Consider the following 24,190-nt stretch of genomic DNA (forward strand, 5'->3'; position numbering starts at 1 on the left):
CGACGATCTTCGCCGCATCCGGCAGACTCAACGCACCCGCCACACACGCCGCCGCGATCTCACCCTGCGAATGCCCGGCCACCGCACCCGGCTCCACACCATGGGAACGCCACAGCTCGGCGAGGGACACCATCACCGCGAACAACACCGGCTGCACGACATCGACACGTTCCAGCGCGGCACTGTCCCGCACCGCCTCGAGCAACTGCCAATCGACATACGGGTCCAGTGCGACAGCGCATTCGGCCATCCGCGCCGCGAACACCGGGGAGTCCGCCAGCAGTCGCACCGCCATCCCGGCCCACTGCCCGCCCTGTCCCGGGAACAGGAAGGCTAGGCCGCCCTCATCGGCTACGCCGGTGGTCAACCCGGGCGCGGCGTCGGCCTCGGCCAGTGCCGTCAGCCCGCGCGCAAGTTCGTCGCGATCCTTGGCCACCAAGACCGCGCGGTGTTCGAGGGCCGAACGAGTGGTGGCCGACGAATAGGCCAGGTCCAGCAGCGTCAGGTCCGGGTGCAGATCCAGATGGGAACGCAGCCGCTCGGCTTGGGCCCGCAGCGCCGCGGCGGTGCGACCGGAGATGACCAGCGGAAGCACTTGCGGCACAGCACGTTCCGGAGCCGGTGCCGCAACGGCCGCGGCGTTCGCTTGTTCCAGGATGACGTGCGCGTTGGTGCCGCTGACGCCGAAGGAGGAAACCCCCGCGCGACGCGGCGCGCCGGTCTCCGGCCACGGCTGGTGCTCGGTCAGTAGCGACACCGCCCCGGCCGACCAGTCCACATGCGAGCTCGGCTCGTCGACGTGCAGCGTGCGCGGCAGCTCACCGTGCCGCAGGGCCATGACCATCTTGATCAGGCCGGCCGCGCCCGCGGCGGCCTGGGTGTGCCCGATATTGGACTTCACCGAGCCCAGCCACAGCGGGCGATCCCGGTCCCCGCCGTAGGTGGCCAGCAGCGCCTGTGCCTCGATGGGATCGCCGAGCGTGGTTCCGGTGCCGTGCGCCTCCACCACGTCGACCTCCGACGGCGCGACCCGGGCATCGGCCAGCGCGGCCCGGATCACCCGCTGCTGCGACGGGCCGTTCGGGGCGGTCAGCCCGTTGGACGCGCCGTCCTGGTTCACCGCCGAACCACGCACCACCGCCAGCACCTGGTGCCCGTTGCGCCGCGCGTCCGAAAGCCGTTCCAGCAAGAGCACTCCGGCGCCTTCGCCCCAGCCCACGCCGTCGGCGGCGTTCGCGAAGGCCTTGCTCCGGCCGTCGGCGGACATGCCGCCCTGGCGGGAGAACTCGACGAAGATGGTCGGGGTCGACATCACCGTGGCCGCACCGGCCAGTGCCATCGAACACTCGCCCCGGCGCAGCGATTCCACCGCCAGGTGCAGCGCGACCAGCGCGGAGGAGCAGGCGGTGTCCACGGTCAGCGCGGGCCCGGTGAACCCGAACGAGTAGGAGATCCGCCCGGACAGCACCGCGGCCGTGCTCGCGGTGGCCAGGTATCCCTCGGTGAGCTCCGGCACGGCCGCCAGCCGGGCCGCGTAGTCCTGGCCGTTGGTGCCCGCGAAGACGCCGATTTGATTGCCGCGCAGGGCTTCCGGATCGAGCCCGGCCCGCTCGAAAAGCTCCCAGCACACTTCGAGCAGCATGCGTTGCTGCGGATCCATCACCAGCGCTTCGCGCGGCGAGATCTTGAACAGGCCGGGGTCGAAGGCCCAGGCGTCGTCGACGAACGCGCCCTGGCGGGCGTCGGATCGGCCGGGGCGCGCCGGGTCGGCGCCGAACAGCGCGTCGAGATCCCAGCCACGATCGGCGGGGAAGTCGGTGACCGCGTCGCGGCCCGCGGCGACCAGGTCCCACAGGTCTTCGGGTGAGCGCACGCCGCCGGGGAAACGGCAGCTCATCGCGACGACAGCGATCGGCTCCTGCTCGCGGTCCTCGAGCTCACGCAGCCGCCGGTGCGCCTGCCGCAGTTCGGTGGTCGCCCATTTCAGGTTCTCGAGAAGTTTGTTCTCATCGCTCATTTAACGTCACCCACTGACTTCCCGAATTCCTTGTGGAGAATGTCGAACAGTTCTTCCGCTGTGGCGGATGCGATTTCGTCGACCGCGCCGTTGTCCGGCGGGCGGTCGTCGTTCTTCCATTTCGCGAGCAGGTCCTCGAGGCGGGCCGTGATCATCGCGTGCTCCGCGCCGGATGGGCTTATTCCCGCCAGAACGGTTGCCAGCCGGTCGAATTCGGCGATTCCCGCAGCGGCCTGGTGGGCCGGTTCCGGAAACAGTTCCGCCCGCAGGCCGGTAGCCAGCGATTGCGGTGTGGGGAAGTCGAAGACGAGGGTCGCGGGCAACCGGACTCCGGTTTCGGCGGCCAGGCGGTTGCGGAATTCCACGGCGGTCACCGAATCGAAGCCCAGATCGCTGAAGGGGCGGGCGGATTCGATCGCGGTGGGGTCGGCGTGGCCGAGCACGGTGGCCACCTGGGCGCGGACCAGGTGCACCAGGGCCCGATTCTGTTCCGCCGCATTGGCTCCGGCGAGGCGCTCGGCCAGACTCGCGGCGCCGGACTCGGCTATGGTGTCCGGCTGCTGTGCCTCCGGCAGGTCGGCCAGCAGCCGCCGCGGCCTGGTCGCGGTCAGCGCCACGGCGAAGCGGCTCCAGTCGATATCGGCGACGGCCACGGCCGTTTCGTCGTTGGCCAAGGCCTGGCGCAGCGCGGCGATCGCCAGTTCCGGCGCCATCGCGGGCACCCCGTGCCGCCGGGCGGTTTCGCCCGCGCCGTGCTCGGCCAGACCGCCCCCGGCCCAGGGGCCCCAGGTGATCGCCGTCGCGGGCAGGCCGCGGGAACGCCGATAGTCGGCCAGCGCGTCCAGGTAGGCGTTGCCCGGTGCGTAATTGCCTTGGCCGGGGGTTCCGACGACACCGGCCAGGGAGGAGAACAGCACGAACGCGGACAGGTTCAGTTCCGCGGTCAGCTCGTGCAGATGCCATGCGCCCTGTGCCTTTACCCGCAGGACCCGGTCGACCTGCTCGACGGTCAGGGCAGCGATCACACCGTCCTCGAGAACGGCGGCCGTATGCACCACGGCGTCGAGGGCGGGCAGCGTCGAGAGCAATCTCGCCAGCGCCGCGCGATCGGCGATATCGCACGCGACTACTGTCACGACGGCGCCTAGTTCACGCAGCTCGGCCGCCAGCTTCGCGGCGCCGGGGGCGTCGGGTCCGCGGCGGCTCACCAGCACCACATGCTCGGCGCCGGCGCCCGCCAGCCACCTGGCGGTGTGGACGCCGAGGGCGCCGGTGCCTCCGGTCACCAGGACGGTGCCCGACGGCGTCCATCCCGCGGAGTTGGTGCGCCCCAACGGTGCTCGGGCGAGTCTGCGGCCGAACACGCCGTCCGGACGGATCGCGACCTGATCCTCGACGCCGGCCAGTGCGCCCGCCAGCCGGTCCTGAACTTGCTCGTCCCAGTGCTCCGGGAGGTCCACCAGTCCGCCCCAGCGCTCGGGATGCTCCGAGCCGAGTACCGGGCCGAGACCCCACACCAGGGATTGCCCTGGCGCCGCCGACTCACCGGCGACCGAGACCGCACCGCGCGTGAGGCACCACAGCGGGGCCTCGGACGCACTCAGCGCCTGCACCAACGCCAGCGTCATCGCGTAACCGCGAGGGACGGACGGATGCTCCGGATCCGGGCGCTCATCCAGCGCCAGCAGCGAGACCACACCGCTGAGCGGCGTGCCGGGCAGCCGGTGGGCGAGTGCGTCCCGGTCGGCGTCGGCCATCTCGATCTCGACAACGGTGGCGCCGTGCGATTCGAGGGCCTCGACGACCGGGCGGCGGGCGGTTCCGGCCGGGTAGACCACCGCCCAGGTGCCCGGCAGTGGCGTGAACTCGTTGTCCGCCAGCGCCTTCCAGTTCACTCGGTAGCGCCAGGAGTCCACTGCGGACTGCTCCCGGCGGTTGCGCCGCCAGAGCGACAACGCGGGCAGCGCCGCTGCCAGCGGTCGATCCGGCGCGAGGCGCAGTGCCGATTCGAAGAAGTCCAAATCAGCGTGTTCCACGGCCTCCCAGAAGCGGGCGTCCGCGGGGTCGGCGGCGCGCTGGGGTTCCAGCCAGAATCGCTGCCGTTGAAACGCGTACGTAGGCAACTCGACCCGGCGGGCAGCCGGGAAGATCTTCGTCCAGTCCGGCACCGTGCCGCGCGTAAATAGTTGCGCCACTGCGGATATCACCGAATCCGGCTCCGGGCGCTGCTTGCGCAATACCGGCACGAAACCGGCTTCGGGCACGCTCTCCTGACCCATCGCCGTCAACGTGGCATCCGGGCCGAGTTCGGCGAAGGTGTCCACGCCCAGCTCCGCCAGGCTGCGCATCCCGTCGGCGAACCGGACGGCTTCGCGCACGTGCCGCACCCAGTACTCCGCGTCGAACGTCTCGACCAGAGCACCGGTCAGGTTCGATACCAACGGAATTCGCGGGGCCGAGTATGTCAGCTGCTCGGCGACCCGGCGGAACTCCGCCAGCATCGGATCCATGCGCGGCGAATGGAACGCATGACTGACTCGCAGCCGCTTGCTCCGTCGATCGACGAACAACCCCGCGACCTGGTCGACGGCGTCCTCGTCGCCGGAAACCACCACCGATCGCGGTCCGTTGATCGCCGCGATGCTCGCCCGCTCGGACAGTAACGGCAGCACCTCAGCTTCGGTCGCGTCGATCGCGACCATCGCGCCCCCGACCGGCAGCGCCTGCATCAGCCGCCCGCGCGCCGCGACCAGCGTGCACGCGTCATCCAGCGACAGCACCCCGGCCACGTGCGCGGCGGCCAGCTCCCCGATGGAATGCCCGAGCACGAAATCCGGTGCGACACCCCAGTGTTCGAGCAACCGGAACAACGCCACCTCGAGCGCGAACAACCCGGCCTGGGTGTACATCGTCTGATCGAGCAGCTCGCCGTCGCCGACCAGCACGTCCCGCACCGACCGATCGAACCGCGCACACACCGCATCGAACGCGGCGGCGAACACCGGATAGTTCGCATACAGATCAGCGCCCATCCCGGCCCGCTGACTGCCCTGCCCCGCGAACAGGAAAGCCACCTTCCCAGCCGTCACCGCCTCCGTACCCGCCGGCATACCCAGCCCCGCAAGCAATTCCGCCCGGTCCCGCCCGACCACCGCCATCCGATACGGATGCGCAGCCCGACTCACGGCCAGCGACCAGCCCACATCAGCCGGCTCCAATTCAGGGTGCCGCTCGACAAACGCACGCAACCGATTCGCCTGCTCCCCCAACGCCACCGAGCTCCGAGCCGAAAGCACCCACGGCACTGGCGCTGTCGCCCCCTCAGGCCCGGCGCCAGCGATGTCTGGCCCTGCAACGGGCACGTCCGGCACTGCGGCAAGCGCGTTCGACGCTACGGAGGGCGCGTCTGGGGACGCCTCTACGATCACGTGGGCGTTGGTGCCGCTCATGCCGAAGGCGGAGACTGCGGCGCGGCGAGGGTGGGTGGTTTCGGGCCACGGGATTTGGTCGGTCAGTAGGGAAATCGCGCCCGAGGACCAGTCGACGTGGGGGGTGGGTTCGGTGAGGTGGAGGGTGCGGGGCAGGATGCCGTGGCGGAGGGCCTGCACCATTTTGATGATTCCGCTCATTCCGGCGGCGGCTTGGGCGTGGCCGATGTTGGACTTCACCGAGCCCAGCCACAGTGGGTGGTCGCGGTCCTGGCCGTAGGTGGCGAGGAGGGCTTGGGCTTCGATGGGGTCGCCGAGTTTGGTGCCGGTGCCGTGCGCTTCTACCGCGTCGACGTCGGCGGTGTGCAGGCCCGCGTTGGCCAGCGCGGCCCGGATCACGCGTTGTTGTGCGGGGCCGTTCGGGGCGGTCAGTCCGTTGGAGGCGCCGTCGGAGTTGATCGCGGAGCCGCGGACCACCGCGAGTACCTGGTGGCCGTGGTGGCGGGCGTCGGAAAGGCGTTCCACCAGAAGCATTCCGACGCCTTCGGCCCAGCCGGTGCCGTCGGCGGTCGCGGCGAAGGCCTTGCAGCGGCCGTCCGCGGCCAGACCGCCCTGGCGGCCGAAGTCGATGAACGCGCCCGGCTCGGCCATTACCGCGACGCCGCCGACCAGTGCCATCGAACTCTCGCCTTGGCGCAGGGACTGGCAAGCCAGGTGCAGGGCGACCAGCGAGGACGAGCAGGCGGTGTCGAGGGTGACGGCGGGTCCTTCGAGGCCGAAGGTGTAGGCGATGCGGCCGGAGGCGACCGCGGTGACGCTGCCGGTCAGCGCATACCCTTCCGCGCTGTCCGCGGCGCCGCGGAGGCCAGGGCCGTACTCGGAGGCCGCCGCGCCGATGAAAACGCCCGTCCGGGTGCCGCGCAGCGTGTCCGGGTCGATGCCGGCTCGCTCGAACAACTCCCACGAGGACTCCAGCAGCAGCCGCTGCTGGGGATCCATGGTGAGTGCCTCGCGCGGCGAGATGCCGAAGAAGGCGGCGTCGAATTCGGTTGCGGTGTACAGGAATCCGCCCGCGCGCGGTTCGGCGGGCAGGGCGTGCAAGTCCCAGCCGCGATCCGCGGGGAACTCCGAGAGCGCGTCCACGCCGTCCCTGACCACCTGCCAGAGGTCTTCCGGGGAATCGATGCCGCCGGGGAAACGGCAGCTCATCCCGACGATGACGATCGGGTCGTCGGTGTCGGCGGCGGTGGCCGGTAGGGCCGCGGCGGGGGCCTGCCCGCCGCGCAGTTCCGCGGCCAGGTACTCGGTCACCGCGAGTGGGGTCGGGTAGTCGAAAACGAGGGTCGCAGGCAAGGTCAGCCCACTGTCGGCGGTGAGCCGGTCGCGCAGTTCGACCGCGGTCAGCGAATCGAACCCCAGGTCGTGGAAGGACCGTCCGGGTTCGATCGCCGCGCTGCCGGTGTGCCCGGCCACCTCTGCGACCCGGCGACGAACTAGTTCCAGCAACTCCTCGTCGCTGACCGCGGCCACGCGCTCCGCCCGTCCGGAGGCGGGTTCCGGTTCCGTAGCGCGGCGCGCCTCGGGGATTCCCGCCAGCATCGGGCTCGGGCGTTCGAGGGTGAACAACGGCGCGAACCGCGCCCAGTCCACCTCCGCCACGGCCACGACCGTGTCGTCGTGATCGAGCGCCTGCTGCAGCGCGGCGATCGCGCGCTCCGGGGCGATGACCGGAACACCGCGCCGCAGCAGCGGATCCTGTTCGCCTTGCGCTTCGACCATGCCGCCGTCGGCCCACGGTCCCCAGGCGATCGAGGTCGCGGTCCGGCCGCGGGCGCGGCGCTGCTGCGCCACCGCGTCGAGGTAGGCGTTGCCCGCGGCGTAAGCGCCCAGTCCCCCGACGCCCCAGACCGCGGAGATCGAGGAGAACAGCACGAATGCGTCCAGTTCCCGATCGCCGAGCAGTTCGTCCAGATGCGCGGCGCCGAGCACCTTGCCCGCGGTGGTTTCGGCGAGGTCGGCCGGTGTGGTCTCCGACAGCGGTGCGATGTGACTGATTCCGGCGGCGTGGACCACGGCGTCGACCGGATGATCCGCCAGCACCTGAGCCAGCGCCGCGCGATCGGCCACGTCACAGGCGACGACGGTGGCCCGCGCGCCCAGCTCGGTGAGTTCGGCGACCAGGTCGGCCGCACCGGGCGCGGAGGGGCCGCGCCGCGCGGTCAGCACCAGGTGCCCGGCGCCGTTGCGAGCCAGCCAGCGGGCTACGTGTGCGCCCAGCGCACCGGTCCCGCCGGTGATCAGGATGGTCCCGCGCGGTCGCCAGGTCTTGTGCGCCAGGGTTTTCCGAGTCGCCCGGGTCAGGCGGCGTCCGAACAACCCCCACGGGCGCACTGCCACCTGGTCATCACCGGCCGCTCCGGAGAGCACCTGGATCAGGCGTGCCTGGGCCTGCACGTCGAGCGTCTCGGGCAGGTCGATCAGGCCGCCCCACCGTTGCGGATGTTCCAGCGCGGCCACCCGGCCGAGGCCCCAGATCTGGGCCTGCATCGGGCTTTCCAGCACGTCGGAGTCGCGGGTCGATACCGCGCCCCGCGTCACACACCACAGCGGGGCCTCGATACCCGCGGCGAGAATCGCCAAGGTCGCTGCGACGGCGGTGGTTTCGTCCAGCGCCGCGAGCGACAGCACTCCGTCGGCGTCGACGCCGCGCGCGTCCTCGATGGTCGTCACGACGCGCACGGTCGCGCCGTGGGCCGCCAGCGTCGCCGCGCACGACGCCACGAGCTCGTGCTCCGCCGGGCCCACGACCACCCAATTGCCCGTGGCCACCGGCTGATCCGGCTCGGCGAGCTGCCACCAGTCGATCCCGTAACGCAGGGCGTCCGGGGTGGCCGCCGCACGGACCGGCCAGTAGCGCTGTCGCTGGAAGGCGTAGGTCGGCAGTTCCACCGAGCGGGCACCGGGTAGCAAGGCCGCCCAGTCCGGGCTGATCCCCCGGGTATGCAGTTGTGCCACAGCGGATATCGCCGCTTCGGGCTCCGGGCGTTGCTTGCGCAGGAGCGGGGTGAAGCCCGCCTCGGGTACACAGTCCCGGCCCATCGTGGTCAGGGTGCCGTCCGGTCCCAGCTCCACGAAGGTCCGCACACCCGATCCCGCCAGGCACGCCATGCCGTCGGCGAATCGCACCGACTCCCGCACATGCCGCACCCAGTACTCGGCGTCGAAGACCTCGACCACTTCGCCGGTCAGGTTCGACACGATCGGAATCCGCGGCGACCGGTAGGACAGTCCTGCCGCGATCGCCCGGAATTCGTCGAGCATCGGCTCCATCCGGGCGGAATGGAAGGCATGGGAGACCTTCAGCTGCTTTGCTTTTCGAGCTCCGACGACCTGCGGCACCGCGTCCGCGTCACCGGACAGGACCACCGCGTTCGGTCCGTTGATCGCGGCGATGCTCACGCCCTCGATCAGCCGCAGTTCTGCTGCCGCGGCCTGCACCGCCACCATCACGCCACCGGCGGGCAGCGCCTGCATCAACCGGCCCCGCGCAGTGACCAGTGCCGCGGCATCGTGCAGCGACAGCACCCCGCTGACGTGGGCGGCCGCCAACTCGCCGATCGAATGGCCCAGGAGGTAGTCCGGGTGGATGCCCCAGTGCTCCATCAGCCGGAACAGCGCGACCTCCAGCGCGAACAACCCGGCCTGGGCGTATTCGGTCTGGTTCAGCCGATCCCGGTCCGCACCCCAGATCACCTCTCGCAGTGGCAGATCCATGGCTGCGCAGACTTCGTCGAAGGCCGCCGCGAAGCTCGGATACGCCTCGTACAGTCCGCGGCCCATCCCCAGCCGCTGCGAACCCTGGCCGGAGAACAGGAACGCCAGTCCCCCTTCGGCCACCGACCCGCGGAGCACGTTCGCGGACACGTCACCGGCTGCCAGCGCACGCAGTCCGGCGCGGAGTTCCTCCTGGTCCGCACCCAGGACAACGGCCCGATCGGCCAAGGCTGCGCGTGTCTTCGCCAGCGCGAACGCCACGTCCGCCGGTGGCGCGTCCGGTGCACTCGCCAGCAACCGCGCCGCCTGCGCGCGCACCGCGCTCTCGCCCTTGCCCGAAAGCACCCAGGGCACGAATGCGCTCGGGGCGCTCGGGCGCACCTCCGACGCGGCCTCGCCCTCCGCTTCGAGGACGACGTGCGCGTTGGTGCCGCTGATGCCGAACGACGAAACCCCGGCGCGGCGTGGCCGATCCAGCTCCGGCCAGTCGCGCGTCTCGGCCAGCAGCGCCACCGCACCCGCGGACCAATCGACATGCGGGGTCGGTTCGCCGGCGTGCAGTGTGGGTGGCAGGACACCGTGCCGCATCGCCTGCACCATCTTGATCACACCGGCGACACCGGCGGCCGCCTGCGTGTGGCCGATGTTCGACTTGATCGACCCCAGCCACAGCGGCCGCTCCCGATCCTGACCGTAGGTGGCCAGCAGCGCCTCGGCCTCGATCGGATCACCGAGTGTGGTTCCCGTGCCGTGGCCTTCGACGACGTCCACCTCGGCGGCGGTCACACCGGCATCGGCGAGGGCTTGGCGGATGACCCGCTGCTGCGCCGGACCGTTCGGGGCGGCCAGCCCGTTCGAAGCGCCATCCTGGTTCACCGCCGATCCGCGCACCACCGCCAGTACCGGATGCCCGTTGCGGCGCGCGTCGGAAAGACGCTCGACCAGCAACATCCCCGCGCCTTCGCCCCAGGCGGTACCGTTCGCGCCGCCCGCGAACGCCCGGCAGCGCCCGTCCGGGGACAGGCCGCCCTGCCGGGAGAATTCGACGAACAGGTCCGGAGTCGACATCACCGTCACCCCGCCCGCCAGCGCCAGCGCGCATTCGCCCTTGCGCAGAGATTCGGCCGCCAGGTGCAGCGCCACCAGCGCGGACGAGCAGGCGGTGTCCACGGTGACCGCGGGGCCTTCGAAACCGAACGCGTAGGAGACCCGGCCGGACAGCACGGCCGCCGAGGTTCCGGTGGCGAGATAGCCTTCGAACTCGCCGCCGCCGTCCGCGCGCAGCACCGCGGAATAGTCCTGGCCGTTGGTGCCCGCGAAGACGCCGATCTGGTTGCCCCGCAGCGCTTCCGGGTCGAGGCCCGCGTGTTCGAAAGCCTCCCAGGAGGTTTCCAGCAGCAGCCGCTGCTGCGGATCCATCGCGAGCGCCTCACGCGGGGTGATGCCGAAGAAGCCGGCGTCGAATGCTGGTGCGTCGTCGAGGAATGAGCCCGCGCGCGTCGACAGGCGGTCCGAATCGAACAGTCCGGCAGTGTCCCACCCGCGGTCGGCGGGGAATCCGGAGACTGTCTCCCGCTCGGCGAGGACCAGCTCCCACAGGTCCTCCGGTGAGTTCACTCCGCCCGGGAAACGGCAGGCCATACCGATGATCGCAATGGGCTCGTCCGGCGCGGCCGCGGCGGCCGGGCGGTCGGTGGATTCACCGGCGCCGCCCAGGAATTCGGCGAGCGCCTGCGGCGACGGGTAGTCGTAGACCACGGCGGCCGGAAGGCGCCGGCCGGTCGCACCGATGAGCCGGTTGCGCAGGTCGACCGAGGTGACCGAGTCGAATCCGAGATCCTTGAATGCCTTCGCGGGAGAGACCGCTTCGGCATCGGGATAACCCAACACCGTCGCGACCTGTTGCCGCACCACATGCAGCATCGACCGCGCGCCGGGTTCGGCGGCGGCCGCCACCGGGGCCGCGGGGAGCAAGCTGGCCAGCAGCGGGCTCGGCCTGGTCGCGGTGAAGGCCACGGCGAACCGGGACCACTCGATATCGGCCACCAGCAGACCGGACTCGCCGGCTTCCAGCGCCTCCTCCAGAGTGCGCACCGCCGCCGCGGGGCGCATCATCGGCACCCCGTGCCGCCGGGCGACCGTACCGAACTCGCCCTGCCCCATGCCGTCTCCGGCCCAGGGACCCCACGCGATCGCGGTAGCGGGCAGTCCAAGGGTGCGCCGGAATTCGGCCAGCGCGTCCAGATACGCGTTGCCCGGCGCGTAGTTTCCCTGACCGGGCGTGCCGACCACACCGGCCAGCGACGAGAACAGCACGAACGCGGACAGATTTCGATCGAGGGTCAGCTCGTGCAGATTCCAGGCGGCGCGCGCCTTGACCCGCAGCACTCGATCGACCTGATCGATGGTCATCGCCTCGACCACGCTGTCGTCGAGCACCGCGGCGGTGTGCACGACGGCATCCAGTGCGGGCAATCCGGAAATCAATTCGGCGAGTGCAGCGCGGTCGGCCACATCACAAGCGGCGACGGTGATCTCGGCGCCGAGCGCGCGCAGTTCGGCTTCGAGCTCGGCGGCTCCGGCTGCCGCGGGACCACGACGGCTCACCAGGACCAGGTGCTCGGCACCGCTCGCGGCGAGCCACCTGGCGGTATGCGCGCCCAGCGCGCCGGTGCCTCCGGTGACCAGCACAGTTCCCGACGGCGCCCAACCGTCAGAACCCTTGCGGCCCGGCGCCACCCGGGCAAGTCTGCGGCCGAACGCCCCGTCCGCACGCACCGCGACCTGGTCCTCGGTTCCGGAAAGCACGCCGATCAACCGATCCACCACGGCCGGATCGCCGTGTCGCGGCAAGTCCACGAGACCACCCCAGCGATCCGGAAGTTCCAGTGCCGCAACTCGGCCCAAGCCCCACACCAGGGCCTGATCCGGCTGCGGGGCCTCGCCCGAAACCGAGACCGCGCCGCGCGTGGCGGACCACAGCGGAGCCTCGATGCCCGCCGCGCCCAGCGCCTGCACCAGTGCCAGCGTCTGCGCAAACCCTTGCGGTACCGCCGGATAGAGCGGGTGCGGCTGCTCGTCCAGCGCCAGCAGCGACAGCACACCGTCTACTGGGCCGATTCCAGCGAGCTGCCTGGCGACATCCGCACCGTCGACCGAACCGATTCCAGCAAGCTCCCCGGCAACGCCCGCACCACCGACCGAACCGATTCCAGCAAGCTCCCCGGTAACGCCCGCACCACCGACCGAACCGATTCCAGCAAGCTCCCCGGCGACACCAGCGCCGGGTGCGATTCGGAGCACCTGGGCTCCGCGGCGTGCCAGTGCACTGGTGAATTCGGTCTCGTCCGGTGGGGCGACCACCAGCCAGGTTCCCGGCCAGCGGGACTCGGCCTCGGGCAGCGGCTGCCAATCGATCCGGTATCGCCACGCGTCGGCGACGGGCTCGGCAACGGAGGCTTGTCGCAGCCAGTACCGCTGCCTTTCAAAGGGATACGTCGGCAGGTCGATCTGGCGTGCGCCCGGGAACAGCGCGGCCCAGTCGACCGGTACGCCACCGCAGAAGGCTTCGCCCAGCGAGGTCAGGAACCGTCGCAGATCTCCTTCTTCGCGGCGCAGCGAGCCGACCACCACCGCCTCTTCGGCGGTTTCCTGGATCGCGGCGGTCAGCACCGGGTGCGCGCTCGTCTCGACGAACACCCGATGGCCATCCGCGATAAGCGCTCGGGTGGCCTGTTCGAACCGCACCGTTTCGCGCAGATTGCGATACCAGTACTCGGCGCTCAATTCGACGGTGTCGAGCAGTTTGCCGGTCACGGCCGAATAGAACGGAATCGCACCGGATTTCGGGCGAACGGGCGCCATGAGCTCGGACAGCTCGGCCTGGATCGCCTCGACGTGCGCCGAATGCGACGCGTAGTCCACCGGAATACGGCGGGCGCGAACACCTTCCGCTTCGCACCGCGTCAGCAACTCGGCCAGGGCACCTGGATCACCCGAAATCACCACCGAGCCGGGGCCGTTCACCGCGGCCAGCGAGAGGCCCGCGCCGAGTGGACCGAGGGCTTCCGCGGACCGGGCGACCGACACCATTCCGCCCCGCCCGGACACAGCCAGCAGAGCCCGGCTGCGCAAGGCGACCACTCGCGCGCCGTCTTCGAGCGACAATCCGCCCGCCACAACGGCAGCGGCGATCTCGCCCTGCGAATGCCCCACCACCGCAGCCGGTTCCACGCCGTGCGACCGCCACAACTCGGCCAATGACACCATCACTGCCCACAGCGCGGGCTGCACCACATCCACCCGCGCCAACGCCGCCGCGTCGCCGAGCACGTCCGGCAGCGACCAGTCGACGAACGGCGCCAGCGCATCGCCGCACTCCGCCAGCCGCTGCGCGAAAATCGGCGCGGACTCCGCCAACTCCAGCGCCATCCCGGGCCACTGTGAACCCTGACCGGGAAAGACGAAGGCGACCTTGCCACCGCCGCCGAGGACGCCAGGGGCGGTCGCCCCCTCCGCCAGCGCGGTCAGACCGGAAAGCAGCTCTTCGCGATTCGCACCGAGCACCACCGCACGACTGTCCAGCACGGATCGGGCCGCCAGCGACCGGCCCACAGCCGCGAGGTCGGCAACCGGCAGATCGACAGCCGGCCCGGGGACAGCCGCGAGGTCAACAGCCGACCCCACAACACCCGCCGAGCCAACAGCCGACCCCACACCACCCGCCGAGCCAACAGCCGACCCCACAACACCCGCCGAGCCAACAGCCGACCCCACACCACCCGCCGAGCCAACAGCCGGCCCCACGCCAACTGGCGCGTCGACAGCCGGCGAGTCAAGAATCGGCCCAGCAGCAGCCGTCAAGTCGACAGACGGCTGGGCTTCAGCCGCCCCGTCGACTGCTGGCAGGTCGGGTTGCGGCGCGGTGTCGGCTGTTGGCAGGTCGGGTTGCCGCGCGGTGTCGGCTGTTGGCAGGTCGGGTTGCCGCGCGGTGTCGGCGAACGTTCGCAATCGTTGTGCCTGCGCGCGGAGCGCTGCCGGGGTCTTCGCCGACAGCACCCAGGGCACTACCGGCGGCACCGGAGCGGCCGGAGGGTCGGCGATCGGAGGGGCTTGCTCGAGGATGACGTGCGCGTTGGTCCCGCTGATGCCGAACGAGGAGATGCCCGCGCGGCGGGGGCGGGTGGTTTCCGGCCATGGCGCCGGTTCGGTCAACAGCTCGACCGCGCCCGTCGACCAGTCGACATGCGGCGAGGGCTGGTCCGCGTGCAAGGTCTTGGGCAATTTCTGATGCTGTAGTGCCAGCACCATTTTGATGACGCCCGCGACGCCCGCCGCCGCCTGCGTGTGACCGATATTGGACTTCAGCGAGCCCAGCCACAGCGGACGATCCCGGTCCTGACCATAGGTCGCCAGCAACGCCTGCGCCTCGATCGGATCACCCAGCACCGTCCCGGTACCGTGGGCCTCCACCGCGTCGACATCCGCCGCGACCAGACCGGCGTTGGCCAGCGCCTGCCGGATCACCCGCTGCTGGGACGGACCATTCGGGGCGGTCAGGCCGTTCGACGCACCGTCCTGGTTCACCGCGCTGCCCCGCAGCACCGCCAGTACCCGGTGATTGTTGCGGCGGGCGTCCGAAAGCCGCTCCAGCACAAGCAGACCCGCGCCCTCGCTCCAGCCCGTTCCGTCGGCTTCGGCGGCGAACGCCTTGCAGCGGCCGTCCGGGGACAGCCCGCCTTGCCTGGCGAATTCCACGAACATGCCCGGGTTGGCCATCACAGTGACGCCGCCCGCGAGCGCCAGCGAGCACTCGCCTTGGCGGAGCGCCTGGCTCGCCAGGTGCAGAGCCAGCAGGGAGGAGGAGCACGCCGTGTCCACGGTCAGCGCGGGGCCTTCGAGACCGTAGGTGTAGGCCAACCGGCCCGACGCGACCGCGGCCAGATTGCCGGTCAACAGGAATCCGTCCGCGGCGGCCTCGTGCAGGCGCGGACCGTAGTCCTGCGCCATCGCGCCGATGAACACCCCGGTCCGCGTGCCGCGCAGCGCGGCCGGATCGATGCCGGCCCGCTCGAACGCCTCCCACGAGGTCTCCAGCAGCAGCCGCTGCTGCGGATCCATCGCCAGCGCCTCTCGCGGCGAGATACCGAAGAAACTCGGATCGAAATCGCCTGCGTCGTAGAGGAATCCGCCGATACGCGGAAAGGCGGTGTCCGGATGCGGATCCCAGCCGCGGTCGGCCGGGAAGTCGCCGATCGCGTCACCGCCCGCCGCGAGCAGCCGCCACAGGTCTTCGGGTGAATCGATGCCGCCGGGCAACCGGCAGCTCATCGCGACGATCGCGATGGGGTCGTGCGCGGTCGCCGACTGCGCTTCGGCCGGTACGAATTCCGCACGCGCGCCGGATAATTCAGCTGTCAAGAAGTCGGCCACCGCGGTGCAGGTCGGATAGTCGAACAGCAGTGTCGCGGGCAGCGGCAGCCCGGTCTGGGTGCTCAACCGGTTGCGCAGCTCCACCGCCAGGTGCGAATCGATGCCCAGGTCCCGGAACGGCAGGCCGGTATCGATCGCGTCCGGGGACGCCTGGCCGAGCACTGCCGCGGCATGCGCGCGCACGAGGTCCAGTTCGCCACCGGGCTCCCGGCGGACCGCCCGAGCCGGTTGCGCGGCAAGGCTTTCCTCGACATCGTCGAACCAGTACCGGCGGCGCTGGAACGCATAAGTGGGCAGGTCGACCCGGCGCGCACCGGTCCCGGCGAACACTGCCTCGGGACGGACAGCGACCCCGTGCGCCCAAGCCTGCCCGACTGAAGTCAGGAACCGGCGCTGCCCGCCGTCACCGCGCCGCAGCGACTCGACTACGACAGCGTCCCCGGCCGTCTCCTGGATTCCGGTGGATAGCACCGGATGGGGACTGGCTTCGACGAACACGCGAGGACCGGCTGCGGCCAGGATCCGGACAGCGGATTCGAGCTGGACCGGTTCGCGGAGATTCCGGTACCAGTACTCCGGGTCCAGCCCGGCGTCGTCGATCCACTCCCCCGTGACAGTCGACAGCATCGGAATGCCGGGCCGGAGTGGACGGATGTCCGCCAGCTCGGCCAGCAGACGGGCGCGGAGCGGTTCGACCTCGGCGGAATGCGCGGCATAGTCGACAGCGATCCGGCGAGCTCGAACTCCCGCGGCTTGATAGCTGGACACCAGCTCGTCCAGCGCGCCGGACGCTCCGGACACGACAACGGCATTGGGCCCATTGATCGCGGCGATCGACAGCCCGTCCACCAGCTCGATCCGGTCTACCGGCAGTGCGACCGAGGCCATCCCGCCCCCGCCGGATACCGCGGCCAGCAGCCTGCCGCGCACCGCGACAACTCGAGCCGCGTCCTCGAGCGACAGCGCACCCGCCACACACGCGGCCGCGATCTCCCCCTGCGAATGCCCGACCACGGCGGACGGCCGCACCCCATAGGACTGCCACAACTCCGCCAGCGACACCATCACCGCCCACAACGCGGGCTGCACCACATCGACCCGCTCCAGCGCCGCCGCATCACCCAGCACCTCGGTCAGCGACCAATCAGCATGCGGCGCAAGCGCTTCACCGCATTCCCGGATCCGCGCGGCGAAAACCGCGGAGGACTCCAGCAACTCCAGCGCCATCCCCGCCCACTGCGACCCCTGACCGGGAAAGACGAACACCGCCGAGCCGTCGCCGACTACTGTGCCGCGCAGCAGGTCCGGCGCGGGCATGCCCTCCGCGAGCGAATCCAGCAGGGCTTGCGGATCGTCCCCGAGAAGCACGGCGCGATGTTCGAGCGCCGTCCGCGTGGTCGCCAGCGAGTAACCGATGTCCGCGGACTCGAAGCCGGGATCGGCCCGCAGGTACGCGCGCAAGGACCGCGCCTGAGCCCGGAGCGACTCCTCGTCGCGCCCGGACAACACCCAGGGCAGCGCGCCCGCCGCAACCGTCCGCGACTCCGCCGCCACGACGCCCTTCTCCCCCGCGGCAACCTCCCCGGCCGCCGAGCCGTCCCCTCGCGGCGCGTATCGCCCGGTCGCCGTGCCCTCCCCGGCTGCCACATATTCAGCGAGGACTACGTGGCAGTTCGTGCCGCCGACGCCGAATGAGCTCACGCCCGCCACGCGCGGCCGCCCGGATGTCCACTCCGCCGCGGCTTGTTGGACATGGAGGTTCAAGGCGTCCAACGGGATGTCCGGATTCGGTGTTTCGAAGTTGAGGCTGGGGGCCAGGACGCCGTGGTGGATGCTGAGGACCGTCTTGAGGAGCCCGGCGATTCCGGCCGCGCCCTCGAGGTGACCGATGTTGGTCTTCACCGAGCCGACCGCGAGCGGGCTTCCGGTGGGCCTGGCCGCACCGATCACCGCGCCCAGGGCCGCCGCCTCGACCGGGTCACCGATCCTGGTGCCGGTTCCGTGTAATTCGACGTAGTCGACCACGGCTGGATCCAGGCCCGCCTGCTGGTAGGCCTGGCGTAGAAGTTCTTGCTGTGCGACTACGTTCGGGGCGGTCAGGTTGGGACCGCCGCCGTCGTTGTTGATCGCGCTGCCACGGATGACGCAGTAGACGCGGTCACCGTCGGCGTGTGCGTCGGCCAGCCGTTTCAGGACGACCAGGCCACCGCCTTCGCCGCGGACGAAGCCGTTGGCGCGCGCGTCGAAGACGAAACAGCGGCCGTCCGGGGACAGACCCCCGAATCGGTCGGCTCGGACCGCGCTGTCCGGGGCGAGGTTGAGTTGGACGCCGCCGGCGAGGGCGAGGGTGGATTCGCCGCGGTGCAAGCTCTGCACCGCGAGGTGTACCGATACCAGCGCGGACGCCTGGGCCGCATCGATGCTCATGCTCGGACCGCGCAGGCCGAGCACGTAGGAGAGCCGGTTGGCGATCAGGCCGCGGTTGGTCCCGGTCATGGTGTGCTGGGTGACGGCATCGATGCCGTGCCGGTGCATCAGGGTCGCGTAGTCGTCCGCGATCGCGCCGATGAAGACCCCGGTCCTGGTCTGCGCGAGCCGGCCGGGGATCAGGCGCGCGTCTTCCAGTGCCTCCCAGCCGAGTTCGAGCATCAGGCGCTGCTGCGGGTCCATCGCGGCCGCTTCGCGGGCGGAAATGCCGAAGAAGGCGGGATCGAACTCGTCGACTCGATCGAGGACGCCGCCGCGCATACCCGCGCGACCCCCACGGTGCTCCGGAATGCCGGTGAGGGCATCGACCCCTGCTCGGAGCAGGCGCCAGAATTCCGCGGGCCCGGAAGCCCCGGGAAAACGGCAGGAGACGCCAACGACCGCGATCGGTTCAGACAACATTGTTCAACCTTGACGTGAGCGCATCGATCACCGGGATCGCCAAATCGATCCCGGTATCAGGAATACGTAGGCCGGTGTGGATCAGTTAGCGACGGGGTTACCGGCTCGTCGTACTCGCGAATCGGCGTGTGCCCCAGCGCTTTCCGCTGCCGTCACGGAAGCTCGACGTGCCGACGGCGTAGCCGAGTTTCCGCACCGGGCCGGAAACACCGGCCACGATGATCAGCGCATGGGTCATGCACGCTCCTCACAGGAAATGCTGTCGAACGATATGACGCGGCTGATCGAGGCGCCGAACGCGCACCGCGGCAAGACAATTCACGTGTCGCACCCGACACCCATCGACTTGCGGCCCGCCGGGGAACCAGCGGTGACTGACCGCGCATCCCGAGGCCGAGCTCCACATCCATTGCAACACAGCTTCGTTCGCCAAATCGGCCCATCATGGGACGAGGATGATCGAACGTTTGAGCGCTACAAACAGGTCACGAGCGTAACCAGGCCCGGACGAGGGTGTCAACCAAATCCCTTGTTACGCAACAATATGCTGACTCGGGCCAAAACCGGAAAAGCCCATCGGCACGCCTCCGGCGGGCACCGGAAGCCGCCGCGGTTCGAGCCTCGCCCGGAGTAAACGGCCTGCTCGAGACCCGATCTGTGAGCCACGCCATTCCGAGCACGCTCGACTGCCGACCACGCGCACCACGATCCGGGGGGTGCTCAATCGATGCACACCGAATTGAGCAGATTGCTCAATTCCGGTCACGCCATGCGCGGAGTGCGCAGCCGGGCGCGTCAGCGGCAGAAACCGTGATCGATTCCGGAGACCCGATCGGCCAACCGCGACGCACGCCAATCTGGGCATACGTCCAGATTCAGTGCCGGTTGCGCCACACTGCCCGCGCCGACCCACCCGGTGTTTCGCGGAGAGGATGCGGGCGACCCGCAACCGCGTGTCCACGGGCGAACCGCGGGCAGGATCCTTATAGGGTCGCCTCGGTGCGGCGTGTATCCAGATTCCAGGTCTGGCCGATCCGACATGGAGGTTTGTAGTGAGCGCAGGGTCCAAGGGGATGTGGGGAGCGCTGGTCGGTGTCGTCGCCGGGTTGGTCCTGGTTGCCGGGATCGTTCCGGCTGTCGCCGAGGCTCCGGTCGACGTGCCCGGTGGGCTCGAATTCTATTCGCCGCCGGCTGATCTGGTTTCCGGACCGCACGGCTCGGTGATCTGGATGCGCGCGTTGGACGGTGATCCAGGGCTGCCCGGCGCGCGCAATGTCCTGGTGCTCTATCGGTCGGTGGATCTGCAAGGGAACCCGGTCGCGGTATCCGGTACGGTCGCCGTGCCCGACGGTCCGGTCCCCGAGGGCGGTTGGCCTTTGATCTCCTGGGCGCACGGCACCACCGGCACGGCCGATGTGTGTGCGCCATCGCGCGACACGTCGGCGGCGTTCCTCGCGCACGACTACACCGCGCGGGTACGGGAGACGCAGGCCGCGTGGATCGCGGCCGGATACGCGGTGGCGCAGACGGATTACCAGGGGCTGGGCACCCCGGGCCCGCACGGCTATCTCATCGGTGAGACCGAACAGCGCGCCGTCGCCGATATGGCGCTGGCCGCGCGCGAGATCGCGCCCGAGATCGGCCCGCGCTGGGTGGCGATGGGGCATTCGCAGGGCGGGCAGGCGGCGGTGTTCGCCGGGGCCCGCTCGCAGGACTGGGCGCCGTCGCTGCGACTGATCGGGTCGGTGTCGATGGCGCCGGCGTCGCATCTCGCCCCGTCTGTCGGAGCGCTCGCCTTCGCCGAGCGGACCGGGATCTCCGATGTCGTCGGCGCCGCGTCGCCCGGCGCCGCGGCGTTCCTGCCGTTGTTCATCCGTGGCGCGCAAACCGCGGCCGAGATAGATCCGGCGAAATTCCTTACACCCGAGGCACAGTCGATGGTCGGGGACGCCGACGACCGCTGCGTCGGCCAGCTGCGGGCTCCGGATTCCTGGGGTGGGCTGCGCGCCGATCAGGTCTTCACGCAGGACGGGAACCTCGGCGCACTGCTCGGCGTGCTCAACGACAACGATCCCAGCACCCTGACCTTCAGCACTCCCCTGCTGGTGCAGCAAGGGCTCGCCGACACCGTCGTCACCCCGCCCGGCACCGACGCCATGGTGGCCCGGCAGCGGCTCGCCGGTCAGCCCGTCGAATACCGGACCTACCCCGGCGTGGATCACCGCGGCCTGATCGCCGCGGGCTTCGCCGACGCACTCGGCTGGGTGAACGCTCGATTCGATCGCTGAGCCGACTGTCGAATATCGGCTCCGCCGTTCGTCGCATAGATGACAGCTATTCCGCACAGAAAGGCAGTGTCATGAAAGCGACAAGTGCGACAGTGGGCATACCGGTCACGGATCTGGCGGCCGCCCGCCGCTGGTACGAACGCGCCTTCGAGCTCGGCGCACCCGATCTCGAACCGGTCGAGGGCGTCGCCGAATACAAGATGGACGGCTGGTGGCTCCAGCTCATGGCGGTGGAGCAAGGCGGCGGGCCATGGATCCTGCGATTCGAGGTGCCCGACACCGCGACCGAACGCGCCCGGCTGGTCGGCCTGGGTCTCGAGATCGGCGAAGTCATCCGGGTAGAGGGCTTGATCGACTATTGCGAATTCACCGACCCCGACGGCAATCAGCTCAGCCTCTACACCGAACAGACCGGCTGACAGAGCCGTCGCGGGGCCGGTAGTCGTGGTCGATTCCGGTGGCCAGGTCGTCGCAGCGGACAAGGGTCAGGCCCGGGTGGGCGGTGAGATAGGCGCGGGCTCCTGAATCACCTTCTGCTGCCGCGTATATCGGGGCCCAGTGGTTGCGGGAGAGGGCGACCGGGTGGCCAGGGGTGTGATGGAAGACGGCTCGGGCCAGGCCGCCGGGGGTATCGCGGGCTGCGGTGAGGACGCGGGCGACTGTGTCGGGGCCGACGTCGGGGGTGTCTACGGGCATGATGACTGCGTATTCGGCTCCGGCCTTCGCGGCGGTGGCCAGGCCGGTGCGGAGCGAGGCGCTGAGGCCGCGTGCCCAGTCCGGTACCCACAGTGGTTGGGCGCCTTCGGGTATGGCGACGGTCTGCGGTGCGGGGCCGGTTGCGCCGAGTAGCACGAGCACCGCGTCGCAGCCGCCCGCGCGCAGGGCCGTCGCTGCCCGGTGCAGCCAGGCGCCGTTGTCGGCGAGGGCTTTCGGGTAGCCGTAGCGCTTGCCCGCGCCCGCGGCGAGCACGATGCCGAGGGCGGCCGGTGGGACGGAGCCGAATCGCATGGCGTCAGTGCGCCGCGGTCGCGGCGAGCGCGATGTCGTTGGGGCGTACCGGGATTCGAGGTAGGTCGAGACCGGTGGCGGCGCGGAGGGCGTTCAGGATCGCGGGGGTCGAGGAGAGGGTGGGAGGTTCGCCGACGCCGTTGAGACCGTAGGGCGAATCCGGGTGCGGGAATTCGAACATGCTGATCGGCATGGGCGGGACGTCGAGGATGGTGGGGATCAGGTAGTCGGTGAAGGAGGGATTGCGGAGTTTGCCGGTGGGATCGACGATGATTTCTTCCATCAGCGCCAATCCGAGGCCCTGGGCACTGCCGCCTTCGATCTGGCCTTCGACGGCGAGCGGGTTCATGGCTTTGCCGACGTCCTGAGCCACGGCCAGTTCGACGACACGGACGAGCCCGAGGTCTACGTCGACATCGACCACGGCGCGGTGGGCGCAGAACGCGAAGGCGATGTGGGCGTTGCCTTGTCCGCGTTCCGGGTCGATGGTCTCGGTCCGGCGGTGGTGGTATTCGTGGATCTCGGTCAAGGTGTCCGAGCCGACCACGTCGGCGATCGAGGTCACCACCTCGCCGGTGCCCGCATCGATGATCGCGTCGCCGCCGAGCGCGAGCGCGGCGGCGTCGCGGCCGGTGGACCGCGCTGCGCGGGCTAGCAATTCGCGGGCGAGCTGACGGCAGGCGCCTTGAACGGCGCCGCTGGACATCCAGGTCATGCGGGAGGCCGAGGCGGAGCCCGCGTCACCGATCTGGGTGTCGGCGGGCAGCACCACGACCCGGGTGACGCCGAGTTCTGTTGTGGCGATCTGCGATTGGACTGTCGTGATGCCCTGTCCGCATTCCGCGGCGGCGGTGTGGATCGAGACGACGGGCGACCCGGCCGCGATCGACAGGGTTACCCGAGCTGTGGAGATGTCGTCGACGCCGCCGGAGTAGCCGATCGCCTTGACGCCCACCGCATACCCGACACCGCGGCGGATGCCTTCGCCGTGGGTGGTGTTGCCGACGCCGCCGGGGAGCGTGCGCAGATCGCCGGTCGACTCGGTCGCGGGCAGCGGGCGGCGGCGCAGCGCGTCGAGCAGTTCGCGGACCGGGGCGGGGCCGTCGACGGCCTGGCCGGTCGGGAGGATCGTGCCGGTGGTCATGGCGTTCTTCAGCCGCAGTTCGAGGGGATCCATGCCGAGTTCGCGGGCGAGCTTGTCCATATTGGATTCGCAGCCGTAGGCCGACTGCACCGCGCCGAAGCCGCGCATCGCGCCGCACGGCGGGTTGTTGCTGAAGACGGCCAGGCCGTCGATCTCGGCGTGCGGGACCTCGTAGGCGCCCGCCACGAAGTACGACGCGTTCGCGATCACGACCGGCGAGGTAGAGGTGTAGGCGCCGCCGTCGAAGACCATGCGCGCCTTGACGTAGACGAGTTTGCCGTCGCGAGTCGCGCCGTGCTCGAAGCGCATCTTCGCGGGATGGCGGTGCACATGCCCGAAGAAGGACTCGTACCGGTTGTACATCATCTTCACCGGCTTGCCGAGACGCAGCGCCAGCATGCAGGCGTGCACGTGGACCGAAAGGTCTTCGCGGCCACCGAAAGCGCCGCCGACGCCGGCCATCGTCAACTGGACCTTGTCCAGCGGCAGCGCCAAGCACGGCGCGATCTGCTCGAGGTCCTTGTGCAACCACTGGGAGGAGACATACAGCTCGACGCCGCCGTCCGGCGTGGGAACGGCCAGACCGGATTCGGGGCCGAGGAAGGCCGGATCCTGCATACCGACCTCGTAGTCGCCGCTGACCACGACGTCCGCTTCGGCACGGGCGCGCGCCATGTCGCCGTGCCGAATCTTGACGTGCCGCACCAGGTTCGAACCGTCGTGGAGCACGCGCGTGCCCGGGTCGAGGGCCAGCTCCGAGTCGGTGACCGGCTCCAGCGTTTCGTAGTCGACCACGACCAGTTCGGCTGCGCGCCGCGCGATCTCGGGGTCGTCGGCCGCCACCAGCGCGACCGCTTCACCCTGGTATCGGACCTGGTCGATGGCGAGCACGGGCTGGTCCGCGATCTTCATCCCGTAGGTCTTCGCCCCGGGCACGTCCTCGTGCGTCAGCACCGCGTGCACGCCCGGCAGCGCCAGCGCCTTGCTGGTGTCGATCGACCGGATGTGCGCGGCCGCATGCGGACTGCGCACCGTGGTCGCCCAGATCATGCCGTCGATCCACAGATCCGAGGAGTAGGCGAACTCGCCGGTGACCTTGAGCGTGCCGTCCGGCCGCAGCGCGCTGCTGCCGACGCCTTTCCCCTGCTGCGTCTGCGCGCCTTGCACCAGGGTGGTGGATCGATGCGTTCCGGGCGCTCTGCTCATGAGC

Annotated in this window: 7 protein-coding genes (1 of these 7 running past the window's edge); 2 read left to right on the forward strand and 5 right to left on the reverse strand. The window is 70.3% G+C overall.

The features are described 5' to 3' along the window. The 3 genes from AB0M14_RS35910 to AB0M14_RS35920 all read right to left on the reverse strand — a co-directional run. On the reverse strand, window positions 1-2,017 hold the start of the coding sequence (locus AB0M14_RS35910; RefSeq protein ID WP_365004023.1) for a type I polyketide synthase. 16,904 nt of this gene lie to the left of the window's left edge; 2,017 of the gene's 18,921 nt are visible here — the first part of the coding sequence; it begins with the start codon at window positions 2,015-2,017; the stop codon falls past the left edge of the window. Then, the gene (locus AB0M14_RS35915) at window positions 2,014-18,540 is read right to left on the reverse strand and encodes a type I polyketide synthase (RefSeq protein ID WP_365004026.1); all 16,527 of its coding nucleotides are present in this window, start codon (window positions 18,538-18,540) and stop codon (window positions 2,014-2,016) included. Before AB0M14_RS35915 ends, AB0M14_RS35910 begins: the two co-directional genes overlap by 4 nt. A gap of 97 nt (window positions 18,541-18,637) precedes the next feature. Further along, window positions 18,638-18,778, reverse strand: coding sequence for a hypothetical protein (locus AB0M14_RS35920; protein ID WP_365004029.1), 141 nt, complete (start codon window positions 18,776-18,778; stop codon window positions 18,638-18,640). Between the two features lie 814 nt (window positions 18,779-19,592). Here AB0M14_RS35920 and AB0M14_RS35925 point away from each other — a divergent pair. Together AB0M14_RS35925 and AB0M14_RS35930 are read left to right on the forward strand one after the other, a co-directional pair. Beyond that, window positions 19,593-20,828 carry an alpha/beta hydrolase gene (locus tag AB0M14_RS35925; RefSeq protein WP_365004031.1) on the forward strand — a complete coding sequence of 412 codons (1,236 nt, stop codon included), beginning with the start codon at window positions 19,593-19,595 and terminating at the stop codon, window positions 20,826-20,828. Between the two features lie 71 nt (window positions 20,829-20,899). Further along, window positions 20,900-21,247, forward strand: coding sequence for a VOC family protein (locus AB0M14_RS35930; RefSeq protein ID WP_365004034.1), 348 nt, complete (start codon window positions 20,900-20,902; stop codon window positions 21,245-21,247). Here AB0M14_RS35930 and AB0M14_RS35935 read toward each other — a convergent pair. Together AB0M14_RS35935 and pucD are read right to left on the reverse strand one after the other, a co-directional pair. Further along, the gene (locus AB0M14_RS35935) at window positions 21,219-21,836 is read right to left on the reverse strand and encodes a nucleotidyltransferase family protein (RefSeq protein ID WP_365004037.1); all 618 of its coding nucleotides are present in this window, start codon (window positions 21,834-21,836) and stop codon (window positions 21,219-21,221) included. The two genes, AB0M14_RS35930 and AB0M14_RS35935, sit on opposite strands and share 29 nt — an antisense overlap. A 4-nt stretch (window positions 21,837-21,840) precedes the next feature. Next, window positions 21,841-24,186, reverse strand: a complete 2,346-nt coding sequence (gene pucD, locus AB0M14_RS35940) for a xanthine dehydrogenase subunit D (RefSeq protein WP_365004040.1) — start codon at window positions 24,184-24,186, stop codon at window positions 21,841-21,843. Window positions 24,187-24,190 lie beyond the last annotated feature (4 nt).

The organism is Nocardia sp. NPDC051832 (assembly GCF_040681285.1).
Classification (GTDB): Bacteria; Actinomycetota; Actinomycetes; order Mycobacteriales; family Mycobacteriaceae; genus Nocardia.